The 23,787-nt window shown below is 67.2% G+C and carries 25 protein-coding genes; 8 read left to right on the forward strand and 17 right to left on the reverse strand.

From position 1 onward, the window contains the following. From K883_RS02020 to ctaD, 5 genes are read right to left on the reverse strand one after another with little or no spacing between them, the layout of a single operon-like run. Complete coding sequence (locus K883_RS02020; RefSeq protein ID WP_051701169.1) at positions 1 to 765, reverse strand: enoyl-CoA hydratase; 765 nt, start codon at positions 763 to 765, stop codon at positions 1 to 3. Further along, complete coding sequence (locus K883_RS02025; protein ID WP_036453582.1) at positions 762 to 1,592, reverse strand: NUDIX hydrolase; 831 nt, start codon at positions 1,590 to 1,592, stop codon at positions 762 to 764. Before K883_RS02025 ends, K883_RS02020 begins: the two co-directional genes overlap by 4 nt. Then, positions 1,589 to 2,449 carry an ABC transporter ATP-binding protein gene (locus K883_RS02030; protein WP_086427207.1) on the reverse strand — a complete coding sequence of 287 codons (861 nt, stop codon included), beginning with the start codon at positions 2,447 to 2,449 and terminating at the stop codon, positions 1,589 to 1,591. The genes K883_RS02025 and K883_RS02030 overlap by 4 nt, the downstream gene beginning before the upstream one ends. A 24-nt stretch (positions 2,450 to 2,473) precedes the next feature. Further along, positions 2,474 to 3,709, reverse strand: coding sequence for a phosphoserine phosphatase SerB (serB, locus tag K883_RS02035; RefSeq protein WP_036453585.1), 1,236 nt, complete (start codon positions 3,707 to 3,709; stop codon positions 2,474 to 2,476). A gap of 24 nt (positions 3,710 to 3,733) precedes the next feature. Further along, the gene (gene ctaD / locus K883_RS02040) at positions 3,734 to 5,479 is read right to left on the reverse strand and encodes an aa3-type cytochrome oxidase subunit I (RefSeq protein ID WP_008259158.1); all 1,746 of its coding nucleotides are present in this window, start codon (positions 5,477 to 5,479) and stop codon (positions 3,734 to 3,736) included. 229 nt (positions 5,480 to 5,708) lie between these two features. Between ctaD and K883_RS02045 the strand changes: the two genes are divergently transcribed. Together K883_RS02045 and K883_RS02050 are read left to right on the forward strand one after the other, a co-directional pair. Beyond that, positions 5,709 to 6,827 (forward strand): iron-siderophore ABC transporter substrate-binding protein, encoded by a 1,119-nt coding sequence (locus K883_RS02045; protein WP_036453586.1) that lies wholly within the window; start codon positions 5,709 to 5,711, stop codon positions 6,825 to 6,827. A gap of 107 nt (positions 6,828 to 6,934) precedes the next feature. Next, positions 6,935 to 7,975: an NAD(P)-dependent alcohol dehydrogenase gene (locus tag K883_RS02050; RefSeq protein ID WP_014385512.1), complete on the forward strand. Its 1,041-nt coding sequence runs from the start codon at positions 6,935 to 6,937 to the stop codon at positions 7,973 to 7,975. A gap of 4 nt (positions 7,976 to 7,979) precedes the next feature. Here the strand turns inward: K883_RS02050 and K883_RS02055 are convergent, their stop codons facing one another. Beyond that, positions 7,980 to 8,330, reverse strand: coding sequence for a DUF3349 domain-containing protein (locus K883_RS02055; protein ID WP_036453588.1), 351 nt, complete (start codon positions 8,328 to 8,330; stop codon positions 7,980 to 7,982). A 143-nt stretch (positions 8,331 to 8,473) separates the two neighbouring features. Next, positions 8,474 to 9,448: a class 1b ribonucleoside-diphosphate reductase subunit beta gene (gene nrdF, locus K883_RS02060; RefSeq protein WP_009954743.1), complete on the reverse strand. Its 975-nt coding sequence runs from the start codon at positions 9,446 to 9,448 to the stop codon at positions 8,474 to 8,476. 209 nt (positions 9,449 to 9,657) lie between these two features. On the opposite strand from nrdF, the gene K883_RS02065 reads away from it, so the two are divergent. Further along, positions 9,658 to 10,104 (forward strand): SRPBCC family protein, encoded by a 447-nt coding sequence (locus K883_RS02065; RefSeq protein WP_009954742.1) that lies wholly within the window; start codon positions 9,658 to 9,660, stop codon positions 10,102 to 10,104. Then, positions 10,088 to 10,624: a TetR/AcrR family transcriptional regulator gene (locus K883_RS02070; RefSeq protein WP_036453590.1), complete on the forward strand. Its 537-nt coding sequence runs from the start codon at positions 10,088 to 10,090 to the stop codon at positions 10,622 to 10,624. Before K883_RS02065 ends, K883_RS02070 begins: the two co-directional genes overlap by 17 nt. 14 nt (positions 10,625 to 10,638) lie before the next feature. On the opposite strand, the gene K883_RS02075 is transcribed toward K883_RS02070, so the two are convergent. The 7 genes from K883_RS02075 to K883_RS02105 all read right to left on the reverse strand — a co-directional run bounded on the left by K883_RS02075 (position 10,639) and on the right by K883_RS02105 (position 17,748). Beyond that, positions 10,639 to 11,097, reverse strand: coding sequence for a universal stress protein (locus K883_RS02075; RefSeq protein WP_036453592.1), 459 nt, complete (start codon positions 11,095 to 11,097; stop codon positions 10,639 to 10,641). Between the two features lie 51 nt (positions 11,098 to 11,148). Next, positions 11,149 to 12,702 (reverse strand): flavin-containing monooxygenase, encoded by a 1,554-nt coding sequence (locus K883_RS02080; RefSeq protein ID WP_036453594.1) that lies wholly within the window; start codon positions 12,700 to 12,702, stop codon positions 11,149 to 11,151. A gap of 156 nt (positions 12,703 to 12,858) precedes the next feature. Then, positions 12,859 to 13,587, reverse strand: a complete 729-nt coding sequence (locus K883_RS02085) for a TetR/AcrR family transcriptional regulator (RefSeq protein WP_026071260.1) — start codon at positions 13,585 to 13,587, stop codon at positions 12,859 to 12,861. A 219-nt stretch (positions 13,588 to 13,806) separates the two neighbouring features. Then, positions 13,807 to 15,924: a class 1b ribonucleoside-diphosphate reductase subunit alpha gene (gene nrdE, locus K883_RS02090; RefSeq protein ID WP_020823271.1), complete on the reverse strand. Its 2,118-nt coding sequence runs from the start codon at positions 15,922 to 15,924 to the stop codon at positions 13,807 to 13,809. A 17-nt stretch (positions 15,925 to 15,941) separates the two neighbouring features. Further along, positions 15,942 to 16,394: a class Ib ribonucleoside-diphosphate reductase assembly flavoprotein NrdI gene (nrdI, locus tag K883_RS02095; protein WP_008259183.1), complete on the reverse strand. Its 453-nt coding sequence runs from the start codon at positions 16,392 to 16,394 to the stop codon at positions 15,942 to 15,944. A gap of 31 nt (positions 16,395 to 16,425) precedes the next feature. Further along, complete coding sequence (locus K883_RS02100) at positions 16,426 to 16,665, reverse strand: redoxin NrdH (RefSeq protein WP_008259184.1); 240 nt, start codon at positions 16,663 to 16,665, stop codon at positions 16,426 to 16,428. 528 nt (positions 16,666 to 17,193) lie between these two features. Continuing rightward, entirely contained in the window at positions 17,194 to 17,748 is a 555-nt protein-coding gene (locus tag K883_RS02105) for an NAD(P)H-dependent oxidoreductase (RefSeq protein WP_036453598.1), read from the reverse strand. Between the two features lie 91 nt (positions 17,749 to 17,839). On the opposite strand from K883_RS02105, the gene K883_RS02110 reads away from it, so the two are divergent. Both K883_RS02110 and K883_RS02115 read left to right on the forward strand, forming a co-directional pair. Further along, entirely contained in the window at positions 17,840 to 18,454 is a 615-nt protein-coding gene (locus K883_RS02110; protein WP_020823273.1) for a TetR/AcrR family transcriptional regulator, read from the forward strand. Positions 18,455 to 18,462: 8 nt separating this feature from the next. Next, positions 18,463 to 19,506 (forward strand): DNA polymerase IV, encoded by a 1,044-nt coding sequence (locus K883_RS02115; RefSeq protein ID WP_036455243.1) that lies wholly within the window; start codon positions 18,463 to 18,465, stop codon positions 19,504 to 19,506. Here K883_RS02115 and K883_RS02120 read toward each other — a convergent pair. Together K883_RS02120 and K883_RS02125 are read right to left on the reverse strand one after the other, a co-directional pair. Next, a complete protein-coding gene (locus K883_RS02120) occupies positions 19,441 to 20,382 on the reverse strand; it encodes an SDR family oxidoreductase (protein WP_036453601.1) in 942 nt (313 codons plus the stop codon). The genes K883_RS02115 and K883_RS02120 overlap by 66 nt on opposite strands. Before the next feature lie 37 nt (positions 20,383 to 20,419). Next, complete coding sequence (locus K883_RS02125; RefSeq protein ID WP_008259189.1) at positions 20,420 to 21,055, reverse strand: TetR/AcrR family transcriptional regulator; 636 nt, start codon at positions 21,053 to 21,055, stop codon at positions 20,420 to 20,422. A gap of 113 nt (positions 21,056 to 21,168) precedes the next feature. On the opposite strand from K883_RS02125, the gene K883_RS02130 reads away from it, so the two are divergent. Next, a complete protein-coding gene (locus K883_RS02130; RefSeq protein ID WP_020823275.1) occupies positions 21,169 to 22,647 on the forward strand; it encodes a cytochrome P450 in 1,479 nt (492 codons plus the stop codon). 112 nt (positions 22,648 to 22,759) lie between these two features. Here the strand turns inward: K883_RS02130 and K883_RS02135 are convergent, their stop codons facing one another. After that, the gene (locus tag K883_RS02135; RefSeq protein ID WP_020823276.1) at positions 22,760 to 23,254 is read right to left on the reverse strand and encodes a 2-isopropylmalate synthase; all 495 of its coding nucleotides are present in this window, start codon (positions 23,252 to 23,254) and stop codon (positions 22,760 to 22,762) included. A 303-nt stretch (positions 23,255 to 23,557) separates the two neighbouring features. Here K883_RS02135 and K883_RS28120 point away from each other — a divergent pair, with 303 nt between their 5' ends. Then, positions 23,558 to 23,686 (forward strand): hypothetical protein, encoded by a 129-nt coding sequence (locus K883_RS28120; protein WP_020823277.1) that lies wholly within the window; start codon positions 23,558 to 23,560, stop codon positions 23,684 to 23,686. The last annotated feature ends 101 nt before the right edge of the window (positions 23,687 to 23,787 follow it).

Here is a 23,787-nt window from a genome sequence, read left to right on the forward strand (position 1 = left end):
CTAACGGCCGCCGGGATCCGCCCGATCGCCACCGCCCTGACCAGCGGAAAACACGTCCGCGTAGCGGCGGCGTTCGGCGGCGAGGCGCTCGGCGCGCTCCAGGTCGAACACGTCGTTGATCCCGGCCTTGGCGGTGGCCAGCGCGTGCCGCGGTCCGTCGAGGAAACGGCGCGCCCATCGTGCGGCGGCGTCGTAGACGTCGTCGGGCGCCACCATCTCGTCGATGAGGCCCAGCGCCAGGGCTTCCTCGGCGTCGAAGAACCGCCCGCTGAACACCAGCTCCTTGGCCTTGCTCGCCCCCGCGGCCCGGGTCAGGCGGGCCATCGCGTCGCCGCCGGGCACCAGGCCGGCCAGGATTTCGGTCGCGCCGAACTTCACGTTGTCCCCGCTGATGCGCCAATCGGCGGCCAGCGCCAGCGTGAGCCCCGCGCCCAGCGCGTATCCGGTGATGGCGGCCACGGTCGGCTTGGGGATGGCCGCCACCGCGTCGATGGCCTCCTGCCGGACCCGGGCGGCGGTCTCGGCTTCGGCGCCCCGCAGCGTCCGCAGTTCGGGCATGTCGTCGCCGGCCGAGAAGATCTCGTGGCCGCCGAACAGGATCACGACGGCGACGTCGTCCCGGCGCCCCAATTCCTCGGCCGCGGCGATGACCTCCCGGTAGACCTGGCGGGTCATCGCGTTCGTCGGTGGCCGCGACAGCAGCAGCATGGCCAGGCCGGCGTCCTGCGAGCCGTCACTGACCACGACGCTGACGAACTCGCTCAATGCCGCCACCCCAGCCCGCCCGCTTCCCGCGCCTGGTGGTAGCGGTCGGAATCGAAGAACTCGAAAACCCAGTTGTCGCCCTGGATTTCGAGGTGCGGCTGCACCGGCACGATCTGGCGCTCCACGGCCAGCACCTCGGCGACGGTCCGCCCGGCCAGCGAGTCCAGCTGCGTCCAGGTCGGCGGCAGCAAAAAGCTGCGTCCGGCCGCGAAGTCCTCGATCGCCGCCTCCGGCGTCGTCCAGCCCGCACTGTCGGATTCGGTGTTCTCGCCGTCGGCGCGCTGCCCCCTCGGCAGGGCGCCCACGAAGAAATAGGTGTCGTAGCGCCGCGTGCGCTCGGCCTCCGGGGTGACCCAGTTGGCCCACGGCCGCAACAGGTCCGAGCGCAGCTCCAGGTTCTCCCGCCGCAGGAAGTCCGCGAACGACAACGTCCCGTCGGCCAGCGCCCGGCGAGCGTCGCCGTACACTGACGCGTCGCCAACGATACTGTCCGGCGCCGAACGGCCCCGGCCCGCCGGCCCCGCGAACAGCACCCCCGATTCCTCGAACGTCTCGCGGGCCGCGGCGCAGACCAGCGCCTCGGCCAGGTCGGGTTCGATGCCGAAGCGCTGCGCCCACCACTCCGGCGGCGGTCCGGCCCAGGCGATGTCGGCGTTGCGGTCGCGGTCGTCGACGCCGCCTCCGGGGAACACCATCGTCCCGGCCGCGAACTCCATCTTGGCGTGCCGCCGCATCAGGAAGACGCCCAGTCCCGGACCCGTGTCGCGGACCAGCATCACGGTCGCCGCCGGCCTGGGGACCAGCGGGGCTTCCTCGGGTGACGTCATAGTTGCCTCCGGTGGGCTGCGCGGGTGCGGACTCGCCGCGCGAAATAGCGCCCGTCGACGACGTCGAGGGCGATCGCTTGGCCGAACGCGGTGGACAGATTCTCCGCGGTCAGCACGTCGGTGAGCAATCCCGCGGCCACCACCCGACCTTCCGCGAGCAGCATGCAGTGACTGAACCCGGGCGGGATCTCCTCGACGTGGTGAGTGACCAGCACCAGGGCGGGGGCGTCGGGGTCGGCGGCCAGGTCGGCCAGCCGCGCCACCAGCTCCTCGCGGCCGCCCAGGTCCAGGCCGGCGGCGGGTTCGTCGAGCAGCAGCAGTTCGGGGTCGGTCATCAGCGCGCGGGCGATCAGCACCCGCTTGCGCTCGCCCTCCGACAGCGTGCCGTAGGTGCGGTCCGCCAGATGCTCCGCGCCCAGGCTCTCCAGCATGTCGATCGCCCGGCGGTAGTCGACGTCTTCGTAGCGCTCGCGCCAGCGGCCCAGCACCGCGTAGCCGGCTGAGACGACGAGATCGCGCACCATCTCGTCGCCGGGGACGCGCTGCGCCAACGCCGAGGAACTGAGCCCGATGCGGGAGCGCAATTCGGTCACGTCGACCCTGCCCAGCCGCTCACCGAGCACGAAAGCCACGCCGGACGAGGGATGTTCGGCGGCCGCGGCGATCCGCAGCAGCGAGGTTTTGCCCGCCCCGTTGGGCCCGACGATGACCCAGCGCTCGTCGAGTTCGACCGCCCAATCCAGCGGCCCGACCAGGACGTTGCCGCCGCGCTGCAGCGACACCTCGCGCAATTCGATCAGCAGATCGGGGTCGGCTGCCTCGCTTCCGTTTTCGGGCACCCGACCATGGTGCCGTATGCCCATCGGATCGACACAAGCAACCTACTCGGGCGGGATTTCCACCCGGCGGACCTCGCCGTCGATCGCGTCGGCGGCCTCGATCTCGCCGCGGGTGATGCCCAGCAGGAACAGCACCGTGTCCAGGTACGGGTGGCTCAGCGACGCGTCGGCGACCTCGCGCAGCGCGGGCTTGGCGTTGAACGCGATCCCCAGCCCGGCGGCGGCCAGCATGTCGATGTCGTTGGCGCCGTCGCCCACGGCGACGGTCTGCGCCATCGGAACACCGGCGTGCTGCGCGAATTCCCTTAGCGCCGTTGCCTTTCCGGCACGGTCGACGATGGGGCCGATCACGCGCCCGGTGAGGGTGCCGTCGACGATCTCGAGCTCGTTGGCCGCGACGTAGTCCAGCATCAGCTCCTCGGCCAGCGGCTCGATGATCCGGCGGAAGCCCCCGGAGACCACGCCGCACGCGTAACCCAGCCGCCGCAGGGTCCGCAGCGTGGTCCGCGCGCCCGGCATCAGCTCCAGCTGGTCGGCGACCTCGTCGATCACCGTGGCGGGCAGGCCCGCCAGCGTCGCCACGCGCTGCTCGAGCGACTGCGCAAAGTCCAGCTCGCCGCGCATCGCGGCGTCGGTGATCGCGGCGACCTTGCCCTCGGCGCCCGCCCTGGCCGCCAGCATCTCGATGACCTCGCCCTGCACCAGGGTGGAGTCCACGTCGAACACGATGAGCCGCTTGGCCCGCCGCTCCAGCGTGTAGTCCTCGACCGCGACGTCGACGTGCTCCTCGCTGGACACCCGGTTCAGGGCGGTCCGCAGCCGGCCGTCGGTCCCGGGCGGCACCGAGACCCGCAACTCCAGCCCGGTCACCGGATAGTCGGAGACCCCGCGAATCAGGTCGATGTTGACGCCCAGCGCGGCCACCTCGCGGGCCACCGCGCCGAACGCGCCGGCGGTGATGGGCCGGCCCAGCACGAAGATGGTGTGCGTCGAGGGTTCCCGGATGATCGGCACGTCGTCGCTGCGCTCGATGCTGACGTCCAGGCCCACCTTGCGGATGGCCGACTCGACGTCATGGCGAAGCTCGTCGCCGTCGGCGACGACCGCCGGGCAGCACACCAGCACGCCGAGCGTCAGCCGGTGCCGGATCACCACCTGTTCGACGTTGAGCAGCTCGACCCCGTGCCGCGACAACGCCTCGAAAAGGGTCGCGGTCACACCCGGTTGGTCCACGCCGGTGACGGTGATCAGCACCGACACCTTGGGTGGTGAGTTCACTCCCGACAGCCGCCCGTCAGGCCATCAGCTGCGAACCTGGACGTCGTCCAGCCTGGTGACGTCCTTGTCCGCCGGCCCGTGCGCCCGGCCCACATGCGCCTCGGCGCGCAGCCGTTCCACCATGTGCGGGTAGTGCAACTCGAATGCCGGCCGCTCCGAACGGATTCGGGGCAGCTCGGTGAAGTTGTGCCGCGGCGGCGGGCAACTCGTCGCCCACTCCAGGGAGTTGCCGTAGCCCCACGGGTCGTCGACCGTGACGACCTCGCCGTAGCGCCAGCTCTTGAAGACGTTCCAGACGAACGGGAACATCGACGCGCCCAGGATGAAGGCGCCCACGGTCGAGGCGATGTTGTAGGGCTGGAAGCCGTCGCTGGGCAGGTAGTCGGCGTAGCGCCGCGGCATGCCGAGGTCGCCCAGCCAGTGCTGCACCAGGAAGGTGGTGTGGAACCCGATGAACGTCAACCAGAAGTGCAGCTTGCCCAGCCGCTCGTCGAGCAGGCGGCCGGTCATCTTCGGGAACCAGAAGTAGATGCCCGCATACGTCGCGAACACGATGGTGCCGAACAGCACGTAGTGGAAGTGGGCGACGACGAAGTAGCTGTCGGTGACGTGGAAGTCCAGCGGCGGGCTGGCCAGCATCACGCCGGTCAGGCCACCGAGCAGGAAGGTGAGCAGGAAGCCGACCGAGAACAGCATCGGTGTCTCAAAGGTCAACTGCCCCTTCCACATTGTGCCGATCCAGTTGAAGAACTTGATCCCGGTGGGCACCGCGATCAGGTACGTCATGAACGAGAAGAACGGCAGCAGAACGGCTCCGGTGGCGAACATGTGGTGCGCCCACACCGCGACCGACAGGGCCGCGATCGACAGCGTCGCGTACACCAGCGTGGTGTAGCCGAAGACTGGCTTGCGCGAGAACACCGGGATGATCTCGGTGACGATGCCGAAGAACGGCAGCGCGATGATGTAGACCTCGGGATGGCCGAAGAACCAGAACAGGTGCTGCCACAACAGGACTCCGCCGTTGGACGCGTCGTAGATGTGGGCGCCCAGATGGCGGTCGGCGGCCAGTCCGAACAGCGCGGCGGTCAGGATCGGGAACGCGATCAGGATCAGGATCGAGGTCACCAGGATGTTCCAGGTGAAGATCGGCATCCGGAACATCGTCATGCCGGGCGCGCGCATGCACACCACGGTGGTGATCATGTTGACCGCCCCGAGGATGGTCCCCAGGCCGGCGAGGATCAGCCCGGTGATCCACAGGTCTCCCCCGGCGCCGGGCGAGTGGACGGCGTCAGACAGCGGTGTGTAGGCGGTCCAGCCGAAGTCGGCGGCCCCACCCGGGACGATGAAGCCGGACGCGGCGATCAGCCCACCGAACAGAAACAGCCAGTACGAGAAGGCGTTCAGCCGCGGGAACGCCACGTCGGGCGCCCCGATCTGCAGCGGCAGCACCAGGTTGGCGAAACCGAACACCACCGGGGTGGCGTAGAGCAGCAGCATGATCGTGCCGTGCATGGTGAACAGCTGGTTGAACTGCTCGTTGGACAGGAACTGCAGCCCGGGAGCGGCCAGCTCGGTGCGCATCAGCAACGCCATCAGCCCGCCTATGAAGAAGAAGGCGAAGCAGGTGACGGTGTACATCACGCCGATCAGCTTGTGATCGGTGGTCGTTATCAGTTTGTAGACGAGGTTCCCTTTGGGGCCCATGCGGTCCGGGTACGGACGAACGGCCTCGAGTTCTCCCAAGGGGGGCGCTTCGGCTGTCAACAGCTTCTCCAAACATCCGGATCGGACACTGGCCCAACATCACTATTGAGTCGAATCTTAGCCGTCGATGATGGCGACGTCAGGGCTGGTCCTACAAACTGTCGTAAATGGGTCTGCGGGGCGCCGCGTCCTTCGTCGCGGCGCCGGCAGGGGGCGTGATGGCGACCCGCTTCGCCCGGCTCCGCCGCGCTCCCGATCGCCACGGGTCGATGGTGTTAGCGTCTGACGCGTGTCGTTCGGCGTGATCAGACCCCCGCGGCTGGCCCCCGGGGTCGCCGTCGCCGGCGCCGTGGCGGCCGCGGTCGTGGTGGCATGCGGCGGCTGCGGATCCCACCGGCCCGCCGCCACGCCCCCGGCCCCTTCGCTGGTCACCCCCACCACTCAGATCGCGGGGGCCGGGGTGCTCGGAAACGACCGCCGGCCCGACGATTCGTGCGCCCGCGAGGCCGCCGAGGCCGACGCGGGGGCCGCGAAGCGGCGCGTCCACAACGCCGCCGGCGTCGAGCCGGACGTGGTGCAGGTGCCCGCCGACCCGCAGCGCATCGTGGTGCTCTCCGGCGATCAGCTCGACGCGTTGTGCGCCCTGGGCCTGCAATCGCGGGTGGTCGCCGCCGCGCTGCCGGACGGCTCGCCGACCCAGCCCGCCTATCTCGGCGGCGCGGTGCACGGTGTGCCCGGCGCCGGCACGCGCTCCCACCCGGACGTGAAGGCGATCGAGGCGGCCCACCCCGACCTCATCCTGGGCTCCCAGGGGTTGACGCCCACCCTGTATCCGCAGCTGGCGGCGATCGCCCCGACGGTGTTCACCGGCGCGCCGGGCGCGGCGTGGGAGGACAACCTGCGCGCCGTCGGCGCCGCCACCGCGCGCGGCACCGCGATGGACGGGTTGCTCGGCGGGTTCGCGAAACGGGCGACCGACGTAGGCGCGCGCCACGACGCCTCCCACTTTCAGGCGTCGATCGTGCGGCTGACCACCGAGGCGATCCGGGTCTACGGCGCCAACAACTTCCCGGCCAGCGTGCTCGGCTCGGTCGGCGTCGACCGGCCGGCGACGCAGCGGTTCACCGACAAGCCCTACGTCGAGATCGGCGCCACCGACGCCGACCTCGCGAAGGACCCCGACCTGTCCATCGCCGACGCCGACGTGGTGTACCTGTCGTGCGCCACCCCGGCCGCCGCCGACCGTGCCGCCACGGTGCTCGACAGCGGCCCATGGCGCAAGCTGTCGGCCAACCGCGACAACCGGGTCTATGTCGTCAACGACGAGATCTGGCAAACCGGCGAGGGGCTGATCGCGGCCCGCGGCATCGTCGACGACCTGCGCCTGGTGAACGCCCCCATCAACTGAGGCCGGGCCAGCATCGTCACAACGTGATGTTCGCCCCGATAGTTGGCGGAAGAACGTTACCCTAGCTAAAATTTTGGTCGAAGCCATCGGACCGAAGAGGAATATTCATGCGCACTGTTTCGGCATACGCCGCCACGTCGGCGACCGAACCGCTGACCAAGACCACCATCGAGCGGCGCGACCCGGGCCCGCGCGACGTGGCGATCGACATCAAATTCGCCGGCATCTGCCACTCCGACATCCACACCGCCAAGGGCGAATGGGGCACGCCGAATTACCCCGTGGTCGTGGGCCACGAGATCGCGGGCGTCGTGACCGAGGTCGGCGCCGAGGTCACCAAGTTCAAGGTGGGCGACCACGTCGGCGTGGGTTGCATGGTGAATTCCTGCGGCCGGTGCAGCAGCTGCGACGCCGGGCTCGAGCAGTACTGCAAGAACGGCGCAACCTTCACCTACAACTCGATCGACAAGGACGGCACGTCGACGCAGGGCGGGTACAGCCAGGCGGTCGTCGTCGACGAGAACTTCGTCTTGCGCATCCCCGACTCGCTGCCGCTGGACAAGGCGGCGCCGCTGCTGTGCGCGGGCATCACGCTGTTCTCGCCGCTGCGGCACTGGAAGGCCGGTCCGGGCACCCGGCTCGCGATCATCGGCCTGGGCGGCCTGGGGCACATGGGCGTCAAGCTGGGCGCGGCGATGGGCGCCGAGGTCACCGTGCTCTCGCAGTCGCTGAAGAAGATGGAAGACGGGCTGCGGCTGGGCGCCAAGCATTACTACGCCACCGCCGACCCCGAGACCTTCAAGAAGTTGCGCAGCAGCTTCGACCTGATGCTCAACACCGTCTCGGCGAACCTGAAGCTCAACGACTACCTGAGCCTGCTCGACGTCGACGGCACCCTCGTCGAATTGGGCATCCCCGAGCACCCCATGGAAGTCGGCGCGTTCCCGCTGGCGCTGGCACGCCGCAGCCTGTCCGGGTCGAACATCGGCGGGATCGCCGAGACCCAGGAGATGCTGGACTTCTGCGCCGAACACAACGTCACGCCCGAAATCGAGGTCATCGACCCCGACTACATCAACGAGGCGTACGAGCGCGTCCTGGCCAGCGACGTCCGCTACCGCTTCGTCATCGACATCTCGAAGCTGTAGCGGCTCAGGACGCCGTGTGGGGGGCCGCTTCGGCCTTGCCGTTGGCCGCGCCGGGATTTTCGGCCGCCTCGGGCGGGTGTGTGATGCCCGCCAGCGGCCAGCCCGCGGCGGCCAGCCGGGCGGCCACCCGCGCGATGTTCTCCGGGCCGGCGTCGTAGTGGGTCATGTCGGAGATGAAATCGGCGATCACGTCGCGGTTGATCTCCTCGCCCGGCTTGGTTTCCTCGTCTATCGCGTCGACGACTTCCTTGATCTGGTCCTCGGTCAGCGGGGTGCTGCGCAGCAGCTCCAACAGCGGTACACGGTCGGGTCCGGGAACGCCGTCGGGGTAGCCGCATTGCAGCCACTGGATCACTGAACGGAAGAAAGCGGCCGTAGAAGATGGGGTAATCGCCACGCCCACCAGTCTCCCGGCAACCTGGCCGGCGGCGCCACCGGGCCGCCGCGGGGTCGCCACAATTCACGCGGCGTTCACACACCGCTTGGCTGAATGCCCTGCTAGAAGTCCCAGTCCTCGTCCTCGGTGACGACGGCCTTGCCGATCACGTACGACGAGCCCGAGCCGGAGAAGAAGTCGTGGTTCTCGTCGGCGTTCGGTGAGAGCGCCGACAGGATCGCCGGGTTCACGTCCGTCTCGTCGCGCGGGAACAGCGCCTCGTAGCCGAGGTTCATCAGCGCCTTGTTGGCGTTGTAGCGCAGGAACTTCTTGACGTCCTCGGTGAGCCCGACCTCGTCGTAGAGGTCCTGGGTGTATTCCACCTCGTTGTCGTAGAGCTCGAAGAGCAACTCGTAGGTGTAGTCCTTGAGCTCCTGCTTGCGTGCGTCGTCGACCAGCGCCAGGCCGCGCTGGAATTTGTAGCCGATGTAGTAGCCGTGGACGGCCTCGTCGCGGATGATCAGCCGGATCATGTCGGCGGTGTTGGTCAGCTTGGCCCGGCTCGACCAGTACATCGGCAGGTAGAAGCCGGAGTAGAAGAGGAAGCTTTCCAGCAGCGTAGAGGCGACCTTGCGCTTGAGCGGCTCGTCGCCCTTGTAGTACTGCATGACGATCTCGGCCTTGCGCTGCAGGTTGGGGTTCTCCTCCGACCAGCGGAACGCGTCGTCGATCTCGGCCGTCGAGCACAGCGTGGAGAAGATGTTGCTGTAGCTGCGCGCGTGCACCGACTCCATGAAGGCGATGTTGGTGTAGACGGCCTCCTCGTGCGGGGTCAGCGCGTCGGGAATGAGGCTGACCGCCCCGACCGTGCCCTGGATGGTGTCCAGCAGCGTCAGGCCGGTGAACACCCGCATGGTCATCTGCTTTTCGTGGGCGGTCAGGGTGCCCCACGACGGCAGGTCGTTGGACACCGGCACCTTCTCGGGCAACCAGAAGTTGCCGGTGAGCCGGTCCCACACCTCCGCGTCTTTTTCGTCCTGCAGCCGGTTCCAGTTGATCGCCGAAACGCGGTCAATCAGCTTCATGTTTTCGGTCACCAGAACCCCGCTTCACACGCCGTTTTGCCTGAGGGACGTCAGGCTCCAGACACTACCCCTGGGGTACGACAACCGAGCGCAACACAAGAAGTTGTGTTTTGCGTGTCGCGGACGCCCGCGGGCCGCCGGATTTGCCTCTTCACTCCAGTATGCGCGCGCGGGCCGGCATTTCGTGGCCACAACCGGGGACGGGATGTACCATTTGGTACATGATTACCGAAGACAGCGTCGAGATCGACGCGCCGGCGCAAGTGGTGTGGAAGGTGTTCAGCGACGTCGAGCGCTGGCCCGAGTGGACGGCCTCGGTGACGTCGCTGGCCGCGGTGGACGGGCCCGGGCTCGCGGTCGGCAAGCGGTTCGCGATCAAGCAGCCACGCATGTCGAAGCTGGTCTGGAAGATCACCGAGCTCGAGCCGGGGACGTCTTGGACCTGGGAGCAACGCGCACCCGGCGCGCGGGCCAGCGCCCGCCATGACGTGATCGCCCAGCCGGGCGGCGGCACCCTGGTGCGCCAGCGCATCGACCAGAACGGCATGCTCGGCGCACTGGTCGGGCGGCTGATGCGATCGATGACCCGGCGATACCTCAAACTCGAGGCCCAGGGCCTCAAGGCCCGCTCCGAGCAGCTCAGCCGCGCCGATGGCGCGCACCCCTGACACCGAGCGGCGCCGCCAACTCCTCGATGCCCTCGTCACCGAGTTCGCCACCGGCGGGATCGGCGATCGGTCGCTGCGCGCGGTGGCCGAGGCGGTCGGCACCAGTCACCGAATGTTGTTGCACCACTTCGGGTCTCGGGAAGGAATGCTGGTAGCGATCGTCGAGGAGGTCGAGCGCCGCCAGATGGAGCTGCTGGCCGAGTTGCCCGCCGACCCCGTCCAGGGCTTCGCCGCCATGTGGGCCGATGTCCGCCGGCCCGAACTGCGACAGTTCGAGCGACTGTTCTTCGAGTGTTACGCCCGCGCCGCGCAGGGCGAAAAGCCTTTCGCGCGAATGGTTCCCGGCGCCGTCGACGGCTGGCTGGGCGAGGTCAAGGAGGCCGCCGACGGCCCGGTCGACCCCGCCCTGGCGAGGCTCGGGCTGGCCGTAATCCGTGGCCTGCTACTGGATCTCGTGGCCACCGACGATGACGCCGGCGTGGACGCGGCCGCGCGCGCCTTTGCGGAACTGCTCCGCTGATTCGTACCGGTGCTTCAGTTGGCGGTGTGCACGATCAGGACATCGGTCTTGACCCGGCGGGAGACCTCGGACGGCACCGATCCCAGCAGCCGCCCGGCGACGCTGTTGAGCCCGACGTTGCCCACGACCATCAGGTCGGCACGGACCTCCTCGGCGATCTGCACCAGCACGTTGATGGGCGCACCGACGATCGACCGTTCCTCCACGTTCTTGGCCCCCGCTTGGTGCGCCCGTTCCGTGGCGTCGCGAAGGATCCTGTAGTACGGGGCCTCCCCAACCGTCCGATAGTCCTGGCCGTGGTCGCTCCCCGGCGGGATGGCGTAGCGGCCGCGTTCCTGGGGGACGGGGAGATGCGCCGTCACCACGATCAATCTCGCGCCGTGGTCCGCGGCGATCGCCGCCGCGCGCTCCACCGCGAGCAGCGACGAGTCCGAGCCATCGGTGCCGACCACGACGGTCTGATAGGCGCTCATTTCCCTGTCACTGTAACGCCCGGCGGCGGCCAAATCTCCAAACGAATTGGCTCAACTTTGCACGGCGGCCGCGTGCCTGCCCGTGCTGACCCCGAAGAACTGATACTCCGCGGGCCTGACCGAGCGGGTGGCCCGCCAGTACTCCCAGGTGTAGCCGCCCCACAGCACGGTGTTCTTGCCGTGCTCGTCCAGGTACCAGCTGCTGCAGCCGCCGCTGTTCCACACCGACGGGCCCAGCCGGCGCTGCAGCTCGTCGTTGAACTCGTCCTGGGCGGCCCGGGTCGGGGCGAGCGCCTGCGCGCCCAGCTTGTCGCAGGTGGCGATCGCGTCGGCGACGTAACGGATTTGGGACTCGATCATGAACACCACCGAGTTGTGTCCCAGCCCGGTGTTGGGGCCCAGCAGGAAGAACAGGTTGGGCACGTCGGCCACGGTGATCCCGCGGTGGGCGCCGATGCCCTCACGGTTCCAGCGGTCCACCAGATCCTCGCCGTGCAGGCCCTTGATCTGGACGTACGTGTAGGAGTCGGTGACGTGAAAACCGGTGGCGTACACGATCACGTCGGCCTGGCGGTGCGTGCCGTCGACGGTGTCGATGCCGTCGGCGGTGATCCGGGCGATGTGGTCGGTGACCAGTTCGGTCTTCGGGTCGGCGACCGCGGGGTAATAGGTCGTGGAGTTCAGGATTCGCTTGCATCCGATGCGGTAGGTCGGGGTCAGCTTGCGACGCAGCTCCCGGTCCTTGACCGATCGGCGAATGTTGTACTTGCTGTACGCCTCGATGAACTTGAGCAGGTTGGGCCGCTTGGTCATACCGATGGCCAACGCCTCCTGGCCCCAGTAGATGACAAGTCGCACGAGCGCGCGCAGGCCGGGCACGTTCTCCATGGCCCGGCGCACCGCCAACGGGATCTCGGGGTTGGAGCGCGGCACCACCCACGGCGGGGTGCGTTGGTAGAGCTGAAGTTCGGCGACCTCGTCGATGATCTCCGGCACGATCTGGATCGCGCTAGCCCCGGTCCCGATCACGGCCACCCGCTTGCCGGTCAGGTCGACGCTGTGGTCCCACTCCGCGGAATGGAAGGCGGCACCGGCGAATTCGTCGCGGCCCTCGATGTCGGGCATGGACGGGATGTGCAGCGCGCCGGCGCCCGAGATCAGGAACTGCGCGACGTATTCGCGCCCATCGGCGGTGAACACGTGCCAGCGGTGCTCGTCATCGTCCCAGTGGGCCCGATCCACCAACGAGTTGAACTCGATGTAGCGGCGCAGCCCGTACTTCTCGGTGACGCCCTTGAGGTAGTCCCAGATCTCGGGCTGATAGGAGAACGGGTTCTTCCAGTCCGGCTTGGGTTCGAACGAAAACGAATACAGGTGCGACGGGATGTCGCAAGCGCATCCGGGGTAGCTGTTGTCGCGCCAGGTGCCGCCGATGTCGTCGGCCTTTTCCAGGATGACGAAGCCGACGCCCTGCTTCTGCAGCGCGATGGCCATCCCCAGGCCGGAGAACCCGGTCCCGATGATGACGGCGCGGGTGTGGACGGGTTTGGAGGCCTTGGCCGCCGGAACCGGGGCGGTCTCGGTGTGTGTCACGACGTCGGTCACGGTCGATCGGTCTTTCTAGTCGGGCCAGTCTCGGGTCGGCGCTCGCCGGGCATCCTCGGCCGTAGCCACCCGGCTGGCGCAGATACCCAGTACCCAGGGTATCGGTTGGGACGAGTGTTGACGATCGCCAGGGCGATGTCAACGTGCCGAAGGTTCTCAGCCCGCGGCGCGGTTGGCCGGGACCACGCTGTGGATCGGCTGGTCAGGGTCCATGCGGATGCCGAGCGCCTCGGCGGTGCCGACGATGACCCCCATCATGATGGTCGTGAGGTGGGCGACGAATTGCTCGCGCGGCATGCGAAGGGGGCTGTCGGGGTCGGGGCCCAGCCACCACTCGGTGGCCGAGGCGGCACAGCCGAACGCCGCGTTCCCGGCCAGCTCGACGGCCGCGTGGTCCAGCTCCATCTCGCGCAACTCGTTGTCGAACATGTCGGCCACCGCCAGGGTGATGCCGCGTCCCTCGTTGAGGATCTGAGGGCTCGCCGCCGAGCGGCCCTGAATGAAGACCCGCAGCACGTTGGGGTGCTTGTCGACCAGGTTGACGTACTCTTCGACGGCGCGCCGGATCACCTCGCGGGACGAGTCCGTTTTCAGGTCGATGGACGGGAAGATCGCCGCCCACAACATGTCGCGAAGCCGCTCCCCGATCGCCTGGAACAGGTCGGACTTGTCGTGAAAATGCCGGTAGATCTTCGGTTTGGCGGTGCCCGCCTCCTCGGCGATCTCCCGCACGGAGAGCTCGGGTCCCAGGCGGTCGATGGCGCGGAACGCCGCGTCGACGATCTCGCCGCGCACCTTCTTGCGGTGCTCGCGCCAGCGTTCGCTGCGCGCGTCGACCTTGGCCCCCGGCTTGGCGGCCGGGTGGGGTCTGGGAGGTCGAGGCATTCTCACCACCTCACGCACTTTACCCCGTCGTCGCTTCTGACCTGGGCAGACTGGCCCAGACGAAGACACCGCGGTTAACGGTGCCGCTGGGCGCACGCGGAGCTGGACTTCGGCCGCGGCCGAGAACCTGTAAAACTCGCGCCGAGAGTGAATCTCACGACGGGACACGCCGTGGAACCGTCGCCATATTCACGCTCGGCGGCGCTGCGGGCGTAAGTCCTACAGCATGCAGGACACGCAGCCCTCAACCTCGGTGCCCTCCAACGCCAGCTGGCGAAGACGGATGTAGTACAGCGTCTTGATTCCCTTGCGCCAGGCGTAGATCTGCGCCTTGTTCACGTCGCGGGTGGTGGCCGTGTCCTTGAAGAACAGCGTCAGCGACAGCCCCTGATCCACGTGCTGGGTGGCCGCGGCGTAGGTGTCGATAATCTTCTCGTAGCCGATCTCGTAGGCATCCTGGTAGTACTCCAGGTTGTCGTTGGTCAGATACGGCGCCGGGTAGTAGACGCGGCCGATCTTGCCTTCCTTGCGGATCTCGATCTTGCTCGCCACCGGGTGGATCGAGCTGGTCGAGTGGTTGATGTAGCTGATCGACCCCGTCGGCGGGACGGCCTGCAGGTTCTGATTGTAGATGCCGTGCTCGGCCACCGACTCCTTCAGCCGCCGCCAATCGTCTTGCGTCGGAATGCGAATGCCCGCCTCGGCGAAGATCTCCCGGACCCGCGGGGTGGCCGGCTCCCACACCTGCTCGGTGTACTTGTCGAAGAACTCACCCGAGGCGTATTTCGACCTCTCGAAGCCACCGAACTTGCTTCCCCGTTCGATCGCAATGCGATTCGACGCGCGCAGCGCGTGGTAGAGCACGGTGTAGAAGTAGATGTTGGTGAAGTCGACGCCCTCTTCGGAGCCGTAGTGGATGCGCTCGCGGGCCAGATAGCCGTGCAGGTTCATCTGCCCGAGCCCGATCGCGTGGGACTCGTTGTTGCCCTGCTCGATTGAGGGCACCGAGGTGATGTGCGTCTGATCGCTCACCGCCGTCAGCGCGCGGATCGCCACCTCGATGGTCTGGGCGAAGTCGGGCGAGTCCATCGTCTTGGCGATGTTCAGCGACCCCAGGTTGCACGAAATGTCCTTGCCCACTTTGGCATACGACAGGTCATCGTTGAACACCGACGGCGTGGAGACCTGCAGGATCTCCGAGCACAGGTTCGAGTGGGTGATCTTGCCGTCGATCGGGTTGGCCCGGTTCACCGTGTCCTCGAACATGATGTAGGGGTAGCCGGATTCGAACTGCAGCTCGGCCAGCGTCTGGAAGAACTCGCGCGCCTTGATCTTGGTCTTGCGAATGCGGGCGTCGTCGACCATCTCGTAGTACTTCTCGGTGACCGAGATGTCGGCGAACGGCAGGCCGTACACCCGCTCGACGTCATAGGGCGAGAACAGGTACATGTCCTCGTTCTTCTTGGCCAGCTCGAAGGTGATGTCGGGAATCACCACGCCCAGGCTCAGCGTCTTGATGCGGATCTTCTCGTCGGCGTTCTCGCGCTTGGTGTCCAGGAACCGGTAGATGTCGGGGTGGTGCGCGTGCAGGTACACCGCGCCCGCGCCCTGGCGCGCCCCGAGCTGGTTGGCGTAGGAGAACGAGTCCTCGAGCAGCTTCATGATCGGGATGACGCCCGAGGACTGGTTCTCGATGTTCTTGATCGGCGCGCCGTGCTCGCGAATGTTGCTCAGCAACAACGCAACTCCCCCGCCGCGCTTGGACAGCTGCAGCGCGGAGTTGATCGATCGCCCGATGGACTCCATGTTGTCTTCGATGCGCAGCAGAAAGCAGCTCACAGGCTCGCCGCGCTGCTTTTTGCCCGAGTTCAAAAACGTCGGGGTGGCCGGCTGGAACCGTCCGTCGATGATCTCGTCGACGAGCTTCTCGGCGAGGATGGTGTCACCGGAGGCCAGCGTCAGCGCCACCATGACGACGCGGTCCTCGAAGCGCTCCAGGTAGCGCTTCCCGTCGAACGTCTTCAGCGTGTAGGAGGTGTAGTACTTGAACGCGCCCAGGAACGTCGGGAACCGGAACTTCTTGGCGTAGGCCCGGTCCAGCAGCGTCTTGACGAAGTTGCGGCTGTACTGGTCGAGAACCTCGCGCTCGTAATAGTTCTCCTTGATCAGGTAGTCGAGCTTCTCGTCCTGATTGTGGAAGAACACCGTGTTCTGGTTGACGTGCTGCAGGAAGTACTGATGTGCGGCCTCGCGGTCCTTGTCGAACTGAATCTTGCCGTCCGCGTCGTACAGATTCAGCATCGCGTTGAGCGCGTGGTAATCCGTCTCCCCCGGCAACGCGTGGGCTCCGGTGGTTACAGGCTCTGCAGCGACGGTTGTTGACACGTCTGTTCCTTCCAGAAATCGGCTAAGCCCGCGCGGACGGCATCCACGTCGTCCTGCGTTCCCATGAGTTCGAAGCGGTAGAGGTACGGGACGCCGCACTTGCGTGAGATCACGTCGCCCGCGTAGGCGAATTCGGCGCCGAAGTTGTTGTTGCCCGCGGCGATGACGCCGCGGATCAACGAACGGTTGTGCTCATTGTTCAAAAAGGCGATGACCTGTTTGGGGACATAGCCGCCGGCGTTGAGGTCAGGAGTGGCCCGCCCGCCGCCGTAGGTGGGCAGCACCAGGACGTACGGCTGGTCCACCTCGATACGGCCGTGCAGCGGTATCCGCGTGGCGGGAATCCCCAGCTTCTCCACAAAGCGGTGGGTGTTCTCCGACACGGAGGAGAAATAGACCAGGTTGCGCCCCGTGGTGTCCATGGTGCGGCAACTCCTTACCTAACGTCTTGCCTTACGCGCTGAGTTCCACCGCGGCGAGCGCCTTGATGCGATCGGGCCGGAAACCCGACCAGTGGTCGTTGCCGGCCACCACGACGGGAGCCTGCAGATAGCCCAGCGCCATCACGTAATCACGCGCCTCGGAGTCCAACGTGATGTCGACCGTGTCGTAGACGATGCCCTGCTTGTCCAGCGCCTTGTAGGTGGCGCTGCACTGCACGCATGCCGGCTTGGTGTACACGGTGATGCTCATAGAATGCCGCTCCTTTGCGGAAGAGGGGGACCCAATGGACTGGCAACTACTTTTGGACTGCGTCTTTGCTAGGTTCAGCGATCCGGCAGGCGCCCAGATTCCCGTCCTGCGGCGACCAGTGCCGAAGACCTGTCTTCGACCGCTTCGCGCCGATTTCGGGGGGTTCACCGAGCCTGGCTGGCTTGGCGATCCTGGGATCCGCCGGTGCATCGAAACACTACACCTAGTGGCTGACAAGATGTCGAGATACAAGATGTTCTGAATAACATTTCTGAAATTCCCTGGTCGTAAGGCCTGTGTCGAACAAATTCGGGAACCCGCCCCGGCGTGTCGCAGATCACACGCCGAGGCCAAGGCGCCTCCAGATATCGGTATAGCAGCGGCCACCGACAACCCCGGTTTCGAACCGCTGGCCACGACGGGCCCAGCGACAGCTAGCAAAGCCGCCAGACGGTGCTGGCGGCTTTGGCTATTCGTCGGCGGCAACCCCGCTGGTCACCTCCCGGACGGCTTGTCGACTTCCGCCAATCAGCCGGCTTCGGCGGCGAGCTTGCCCACCACGTCGCGCACGTTCGCCGACAGCTCGGCGTGCTCGGCGGGCGCCCTGCCTTCCAGCGTCTTGAACGGCACGGACAGTTTGATCGAATCGACGACCCGCGCGCCGGCGATGCCGAAGGACTTGCGGGTCTCGTCGTGCGCCCACACGCCGCCGTACTGGCCGAAGGATCCGCCGATGACGGCCAGCGGCTTGCCCTTCAGCGCACCGTCGCCAAACGGGCGCGACAGCCAGTCGATCGCGTTCTTCACCACCGCCGGGATGCTGCCGTTGTACTCGGGTGTGACCACCAGGGCGGCGTCGGCGTCGGCGGCCGCGGCGCGCAGCGCGGCCACCGGGGCCAGGGGCGGCGCGTCGGCGTTCATCGCGTCGTCGATCTCCTCGTTGTAGAACGGCAGGTCGGCGAGCCCCTCGAAGAGCGTGACGCTGACGCCGTCGGAGGCGACCGCCGCTGCCAATTCGGCGATCTGGCGGTTGATCGACGCCGCGCGCAGGCTTCCCACTAACGCCAAGATTTTGATTGCCACTCTCGCAGTTCCCTTCGGTCGTTGGTATACATCCTCGCACGACCTAAACGGACTGTGGTCCGATTTATTCCGCCGGCGTTAAAGTGCAGGGGTGAGCGGCGTCGAACGGTCGGGCGAGTTGCCGATGTGCGTGCCGCAGCTGCCGGCGCAGGAGCGGGGCGACGCCCTGCGCAACCGCGCGCTGTTGCTGGATGCGGCGCGTCGCCTGGTCGCCGAGCGCGGGGCCGACGCCGTCACCATGGACGACGTCGCCGCCGCCGCCGGCGTCGGCAAAGGCACCCTGTTCCGCCGGTTCGGCAGCCGGGCCCGCCTGATGATGGTGCTGCTCGACGAGGACGAACGCGCCAGCCAAGAGGCGTTTCTGTTTGGTCCCCCGCCGCTGGGGCCCGACGCCCCGCCGTTGGATCGGCTGGTGGCCTTCGGCCGGGAACGGATGCGCTTCGCCCACACCCATCACGCGCTGCTGTCGGCGGCCAACCGCGACCCGCGGACCCGCTATGGGCCGCCGGCCGCCGTCCTGCGCAGGCACGTGCGCGTGCTGCTGGCCTCGGCGGAGACGTCCGGCGACCTCGTGGTCCAGGCCGACGCCCTGCTCGCCCTCCTCGACACCGATTACGTGGAGCATCAGCTGAACGACGGCGGTCACACCCTGCAGACGTTGGGCGACGCGTGGGAAAGCTTGGCGCGCAAGCTTTGTGGGAGGTGAACGTCGGCATGTCCGCGGCGGCACGCGATTGGGTCCTGCACGTGGACCTCGACCAATTCCTGGCGTCGGTCGAGTTGCGCCGTCGCCCCGAATTGGCCGGGCTGCCCGTCATCGTCGGCGGCAGCGGTGATCCGAACGAACCGCGCAAGGTCGTCACCTGCGCCTCCTACGAGGCCCGGGAATTCGGTGTGCGGGCGGGCATGCCACTGCGCGCGGCGGCCCGCCGCTGCCCGGATGCGACCTTCCTCCCCTCCGACCCGGCCGCCTACGACGCGGCGTCCGGTGAAGTGATGGGCCTGCTGCGGGATCTGGGCCATCCGGTGGAGGTGTGGGGATGGGACGAGGCCTACGTCGCCGTCCACGCCGAGGACCCCGGCGAGGTGGCACAACAGATCCGCAGCGTCATCTCCACCGAAACCGGACTGTCCTGCTCGGTCGGCATCAGCGACAACAAGCAGCGCGCCAAGGTTGCCACCGGATTCGCCAAGCCGGACGGCGTTTTCGTGCTCACCGATGCGAATTGGATGGCGCTGATGGCCGACCGTCCGGTCGACGCGCTGTGGGGCGTGGGGCCCAAGACCGCGAAAAAGCTTGCGGATCTTGAGATTACGACGGTGTGGAAACTGGCCCACAGCGACGCCGAGTTGTTGACGGCCACGTTCGGGGCGCGCACCGGGCTGTGGCTCCTGCTGTTGGCCAAGGGTGGGGGTGACAGCCACGTCAGCGCCGAGCCGTGGGTGCCGCGCTCGCGCAGCCACGTCGTCACCTTTCCCCGCGACCTCACCGATCGCGCCGAGATGAACGCGGCCGTAACGGGTTTGGCCGAACAAGCGCTGGACGACGTGCTGGCCGAAGCGCGGGTCGTGACGCGGGTGGCGGTCACCGTGCGAACCTCAACCTTCTACACCCGCACCAAGATTCGCAAACTCGACGCGCCCACCACCGATCGCGACACGATCGTCGCTGCCGCCTTGCGCGTCCTGGATTTATTCTCCCTCGACCGCCCGGTTCGCCTGCTCGGGGTGCGGCTGGAATTGCTCATGCCGGACTAGCGGCGCCGGGTTGGGCGGGCCGGGCCGCAGGGCGCGGGTGAAGATCACGTTCACCCGGCGCATGGCGACGCTATACGGCCACCACGCAAGCCTTTTGAACGCGTAGAGCGCCCGGATGTCGGCCGAGGTGTAGATCAGGTATCGGTTCTTGGCCACGCCGGCAAGGATCTTCTCGGCGGCCTTCTCCGGCGACACGGCGTGGCCGGCGAATCGCCGTATCCACCGGGCGACGTTGGGATCCTCGCGGTCCACACCGGCGATCTCCACGGTCCCCACCAGCGGGGTGTTCACCGCGCCGGGCACCACCAGCGACACCCCGATGCGGTGGCGGGCCAAATCGAAACGCAGCACCTCCGAGACGCCGCGCAATCCGTACTTGCTGGCGCTGTAGGCGGCGTGCCAGGGCAGGGCGACCAACCCGGCCGCCGAGGACACGTTGACCAGATGGCCGCCCCGCTTGGCCGCCACCATCGGCGGCACGAACGTCTCGATGACGTGGATCGGGCCCATCAGGTTGATGGCGACCATCTTGCTCCACTGCTCGTGGGTCAGCCGGTCGACGGTGCCCCAGGCGGATACGCCGGCGATGTTGAGCACTACGTCCATGGCCGGATGCGCGGCGTGGATGTCGGCGGCGAACGCGGCCACCTGGTCGTAGTCGGCGATATCGAGCGCCCGATGCTTTCGGACCTGCGCGCCCAGGGCGCGCGCGTCGGCCACCGTCAGTGCCAGACCGTCGGAGTCGCGGTCGGTCAGATAGAGCTCGGCCCCCTGGGCAGCGAGCCGCAATGCCGTCGCGCGGCCGATGCCGCTGGCCGCGCCGGTGACAAAGCACCGCTTTCCCGCGAAATACCGCCCGGACGCCTTGTTCGCCATGGCGGTGACGATACCGCCGGTATCACCCAGACCGGCGCTAGGGACGGCCGGACCACAGGGCGTGCAGCCACAACTGCTCGAGCACGCGCACCCGTCGGTCGCGGTCGCTGTCGGATCCGGTCAGAACCGGGTCGCCGGTCAACACCAGCGCGGTGGTACCCGTCAGGGTGCGGATCAGCGTCGGCAGATCGTCGCTGATCGGCCGGGCGGTCCCGGCCTTCATCTCGGCCTCGACGATGGCGACGATCTGCGCCAGCACCACCTCGAACTGCTGGTCAAGCAGATCGCGGATCTCCACGTCGGTGTGGCGGGCCTCGTTGCAGGCGGTCACCACCGGATCGTTGTGCTCGTAGACGGCGGCGGCGCTGCCGACCATCCGCTTGGCGAACTCCTCGGGTGACTCGCCCGCCTGGCGTGGCGCGAAGTATTGCGTGAGTTCTTCGAGCTCTTCGGTGGCCTCGGCCATCAGCTGTGCGAGCACCGCGTATTTGGAGTCGAAATAGAAGTAGAAGCCCGAACGGGCGACCCCGGCCCGCAGGCTGATGGTGCTGACCGACAACTCGGCGAACGGTTTTTCCTGCAGCAGTTCGCGCACGGCCTCCACGATCGCCTGGCGTTGCTTGTCGCCACGCCGACGCGCGCCCGGCTCCGGATTGGCGGGGTGGCTGCTCACTCCCTGACCTTGCACCACGGCGCGCAAAAAGCAAACTTGACAGCCGTCAAGTTTTTCAGCGAAGGTAATAATCAGTGACCGCTGTCACCCCGAAGGCACGCAAAGGAGCGTCTATGACCGCCACCATCAGCACTCCGCACTACCTGCTGGATCAGGCGCGGCGCCGATTCACCCCGACGCTGAACACCATCCCCGGCATGGGGGCGATCGAGAAGCGTCTGCTCGCCCACGAATGGGACACGAAAGTCCTGGCGGAACCGCCCGCCGGCAGCGACCTGAAGCCCGTGATGGGCGACGCCGGGCTCCCGATCCTCGGCCACATCATCGAACTGTTCCGCGGCGGCCCGGACTACGCGTTGTACCTCTACCGGAACAAGGGCCCGCTGATCTACCTCGATTCGCCGATCATGCCGGCGGTCACGGCGCTGGGGCCCGACGCCACCCAGGCCGTGTTCTCCAACCGCAACAAGGACTTCTCGCAGAAGGGCTGGCACCCGGTGATCGGGCCGTTCTTCAACCGCGGGCTGATGATGCTGGACTTCGACGAGCACATGTACCACCGGCGCATCATGCAGGAGGCGTTCACCCGCAGCCGCCTGACCGGTTACGTCGAGCACATCGACCGCGTGGCGACCGACATCGTCGCCGGCTGGCCGACCAACGACGCCCGGTTCCTGTTCCACCCGGCGATGAAGGAACTCACCCTCGACATCGCGTCCTTGGTGTTCATGGGGCACGAGCCAGGGTCCGACCACGACCTCGTCACCAAGGTCAACCAGGCGTTCACCACCACGACCCGCGCCGGCGGGGCGATCATCCGGCAGCCGGTTCCGCCGTTCAAGTGGTGGCGCGGCCTGCGCGCCCGCCAGCTGCTCGAGGACTACTTCAACGAGCGGGTCAAGGAGCGCCGCAACGCCACGGGCAACGACATGCTCACGGTGCTGTGCCACACCGAGGACGACGACGGCAACAGCTTCACCGACTCCGACATCGTCAACCACATGATCTTCTTGATGATGGCCGCCCACGACACTTCCACGTCGACGACCACCACGATGGTCTACAACATGGCCGCCAACCCGGAATGGCAGGAGCGGGCGCGCGAGGAGTCGGCCAGGCTCGGCGACGGGCCGCTGGACATCGAGTCGCTGGAGAAGCTGGAAACGCTCGAACTGATCATGAACGAATCGCTGCGGATGGTGACGCCGTTGCCGTTCAACATGCGGATGGCGGTGCGCGACACCGAGCTGCTGGGCCATTACATCCCGGCCGGCACCAACATCACCATCTGGCCCGGCATGAACCACCGACTGCCCGAATTGTGGACGGAGCCAGACAAATTCGACCCCGAGCGGTTCGCCGAACCACGCTCGGAGCACAAGAATCACCGCTACGCCTTCGCGCCCTTCGGCGGCGGCGCGCACAAGTGCATCGGCATGGTGTTCGGTCAGCTGGAGGTCAAGACCGTGGTGCACCGGCTGCTGCGCCGCTACCGCATCGAGCTGGCCCGGCCGGGCTACCAGCCGCGCTGGGATTACGGCGGCATGCCGATTCCGATGGACGGTATGCCGATCGTCCTGCGCCCGCTCTGAACTTCCGCGACGGCGTGTCACCGTCACCGCCGGCGCGGTAGAGACCGAGTTTCATTTGCGCTACCACCGGCGCTAGCGCAAATGAAACTCCTCTAGTTGGTTGCGCGCGGCATCAGTCGACCGCGAGCAACCGGTTGGCGCAGGCGATGACCGCGCGCAGCGCCGACTGCGTCGGATCGTCCGAGAGGCCCATCGCCCACTCGGCGCGGGCACCGTCGCTGCCGCGGATGAAAGTGGCTGTGCCGGTGGGCGACTGCATCTGATGGAAGTTCACGATTTCGACGGTGATCCCGCGCTGGTGCAGCATCGCGGTCAGGGCCGCGATCGGGCCGCTGGCGGCCACGGTCGCGGTGCCGATGCGGTCGCCCAGGGCGATCACGGCCTGGAAGTTGCGGGCCTGCGGGCCCGGTCGCACCGCGCCCGTGCACTCCCATTGGCCTAGCCGCAGCGGCCCGGTGCTGCGCGCGTACGTCGCGACGAAGGTCTCCCAGGACATGGCGTCGGCGTGCTCCCGCAGCCCGCGGGGCAACGAGACGCCGAAACGATCGCCGAACCATGCGGTGGCGGGGTCGAGATGTTGGAGCGGGTTGCGCTCGGGAAAAGTCATGGTGCCGGTCTTCTCTGGTCAGCTGGAGCGACCGACGGCAGTAGCTTCCGACCCACAGCGGGGGGTCGGTCAGGATCAGACCCCGCTGCGGGTGCCGGCTACTACGAAACGCGCGAGAAGACGCATGAGCGACGACATTAGCCCCCTTCGCTCCGCTCCTGCAACTTCCCATACGACCGTACAAAAAAATATAGAAAATAATACGAAAAGTTTGGTTTACACACGTCTAACAGGGGGTATGAAGCGCAACGACAGTCAATTAGACGGCTGTTGAACACTACCCCTCACCTGAAAGGCACGATCATGAAGTCGAACACCCTCAAAGCTGTTGCAGCGGCCGTCGGGCTGGCCGCGGCGCTGCTTGGACTGACGGGATGTGCGCCCACCACCAGCACGACCGGCTGTGGCGGAGTCATTGACTGCGTGCTCTGAGGGATCACGATAGGCACCCGAGGGGACCGCTGCCTGAAGCTGTTCCCTTCGGGTCGCCTGCAATATCCAGTCGTCGCGGATTAAGAAGTCGGATCAGACTG

The organism is Mycobacterium sp. TKK-01-0059, from assembly GCF_000709305.1.
GTDB classification, from domain to species: Bacteria; Actinomycetota; Actinomycetes; order Mycobacteriales; family Mycobacteriaceae; genus Mycobacterium; species Mycobacterium intracellulare.

Excerpts from the sequence above, each read along its gene's own strand:
- K883_RS02120 (WP_036453601.1), bottom strand. The coding sequence starts at position 20,382 with ATGGCGAACAAGGCGTCCGGGCGGTATTTCGCGGGAAAGCGGTGCTTT.
- nrdI (WP_008259183.1), bottom strand. The coding sequence starts at position 16,394 with ATGGACACCACGGGGCGCAACCTGGTCTATTTCTCCTCCGTGTCGGAG.
- K883_RS02065 (WP_009954742.1), top strand. The coding sequence starts at position 9,658 with ATGATTACCGAAGACAGCGTCGAGATCGACGCGCCGGCGCAAGTGGTG.
- K883_RS28120 (WP_020823277.1), top strand. The coding sequence starts at position 23,558 with ATGAAGTCGAACACCCTCAAAGCTGTTGCAGCGGCCGTCGGGCTGGCC.
- K883_RS02100 (WP_008259184.1), bottom strand. The coding sequence starts at position 16,665 with ATGAGCATCACCGTGTACACCAAGCCGGCATGCGTGCAGTGCAGCGCC.
- K883_RS02050 (WP_014385512.1), top strand. The coding sequence starts at position 6,935 with ATGCGCACTGTTTCGGCATACGCCGCCACGTCGGCGACCGAACCGCTG.
- K883_RS02025 (WP_036453582.1), bottom strand. The coding sequence starts at position 1,592 with ATGACGTCACCCGAGGAAGCCCCGCTGGTCCCCAGGCCGGCGGCGACC.
- K883_RS02115 (WP_036455243.1), top strand. The coding sequence starts at position 18,463 with ATGTCCGCGGCGGCACGCGATTGGGTCCTGCACGTGGACCTCGACCAA.
- K883_RS02085 (WP_026071260.1), bottom strand. The coding sequence starts at position 13,587 with ATGCCTCGACCTCCCAGACCCCACCCGGCCGCCAAGCCGGGGGCCAAG.
- K883_RS02070 (WP_036453590.1), top strand. The coding sequence starts at position 10,088 with ATGGCGCGCACCCCTGACACCGAGCGGCGCCGCCAACTCCTCGATGCC.
- K883_RS02075 (WP_036453592.1), bottom strand. The coding sequence starts at position 11,097 with ATGAGCGCCTATCAGACCGTCGTGGTCGGCACCGATGGCTCGGACTCG.
- K883_RS02130 (WP_020823275.1), top strand. The coding sequence starts at position 21,169 with ATGACCGCCACCATCAGCACTCCGCACTACCTGCTGGATCAGGCGCGG.
- K883_RS02135 (WP_020823276.1), bottom strand. The coding sequence starts at position 23,254 with ATGACTTTTCCCGAGCGCAACCCGCTCCAACATCTCGACCCCGCCACC.